Source organism: Streptomyces solincola (genome assembly GCF_002982015.1).
Lineage (GTDB): Bacteria > Actinomycetota > Actinomycetes > Streptomycetales > Streptomycetaceae > Streptomyces > Streptomyces solincola.
Genome location: NZ_PVLV01000609.1, coordinates 1 through 1,226 on the forward strand (window position 1 = coordinate 1; position 1,226 = coordinate 1,226).

A 1,226-nucleotide genomic window follows, 5' to 3' on the forward strand; every position below is an offset into this window, starting at 1 on the left:
CCGTCGAAGGTGTCCTCGAAGGTGACCGCCAGCGGGGCGGCCGCGGCCCCGGCGGCCGCCCCGCTGGCGGTCACCTTCGAGGACACCTTCGACGGCCCGGCCGGCTCCGCCGTCAACGGCTCCCGCTGGCAGACCGAGACCGGCGACAACGTTGCCAATCACGAGCGCCAGTTCTACACCGCGGGCAACGCCAACGCCGCCCTCAACGGCCAGGGTCAGCTCGCGATCACCGCCCGCCGGGAGAACCCGGGCAACTACCAGTGCTGGTACGGACGGTGCGAGTACACCTCCGCCCGCCTCAACACCGCCGGCCGCTTCACCACCACCTACGGCCGGGTCGAGGCCCGGATGAAGGTGCCGCGCGGCCAGGGCATGTGGCCCGCGTTCTGGATGTTGGGCAACGACATCGGCCAGGTCGGCTGGCCCAACAGCGGCGAGATCGACATCATGGAGAACGTCGGCTTCGAACCGCGCACCGTGCACGGCACCCTGCACGGCCCCGGCTACTCCGGCAGCGGCGGCATCGGCGCGGGCTACACCCTCCCGGGCGGCCAGAACTTCGCCGACGCCTTCCACACCTTCGCGGTCGACTGGTCGCCCGGAGCCGTCACCTGGTCCGTCGACGGCACCGTCTACCAGCGCCGCACCCCCGCCGACCTCGGCGGACGGCAGTGGGTCTTCGACAAGCCCTTTTTCCTCATCCTCAACCTCGCGGTCGGCGGCTACTGGCCCGGCGACCCGGACGGCTCCACCGCCTTCCCGCAGCAGCTCCTGGTCGACCACGTCCGGGTCTCCACCTCCGACGGACCGGCGCCCGGCGGCGGCGCCCTGCGCGGCCTGGCCGGCAAGTGCCTGGACGTCGCCGGCGCCAACACCGCCAACGGCACCGCCGTCCAGCTCCACGGCTGCAACGGCTCGGCCGCCCAGCGCTGGACCGTCGGCGGCGACGGCACCGTACGGGCCCTCGGCAAGTGCCTGGACGCGGCGGCCGGCGGCACCGGCGACGGCACCCGGGTCCAGCTCTGGGACTGCAACGGCACCGGCGCCCAGCGCTGGGCCTACAACTCCGCCGCCCGCGACCTGGTGAACATCCCGGCCGACAAGTGCCTGGACGTCCGGGACAACAGCTCCGCCGACGGCACGCCCACCCAACTGTGGACCTGCGCCGGCACCGCCAACCAGAAGTGGGTCCTGGGCTGACCCTCCCGCCCCACCGGACGGCCGGC

At 73.4% G+C, this 1,226-nt stretch carries 1 protein-coding gene; it reads left to right on the forward strand.

The annotated features are described in order from the left end of the window. The first annotated feature begins 21 nt into the window (after positions 1–21). The gene (locus C6N75_RS28145; RefSeq protein ID WP_407703285.1) at positions 22–1,200 is read left to right on the forward strand and encodes a ricin-type beta-trefoil lectin domain protein; all 1,179 of its coding nucleotides are present in this window, start codon (positions 22–24) and stop codon (positions 1,198–1,200) included. Positions 1,201–1,226: the final 26 nt, after the last annotated feature.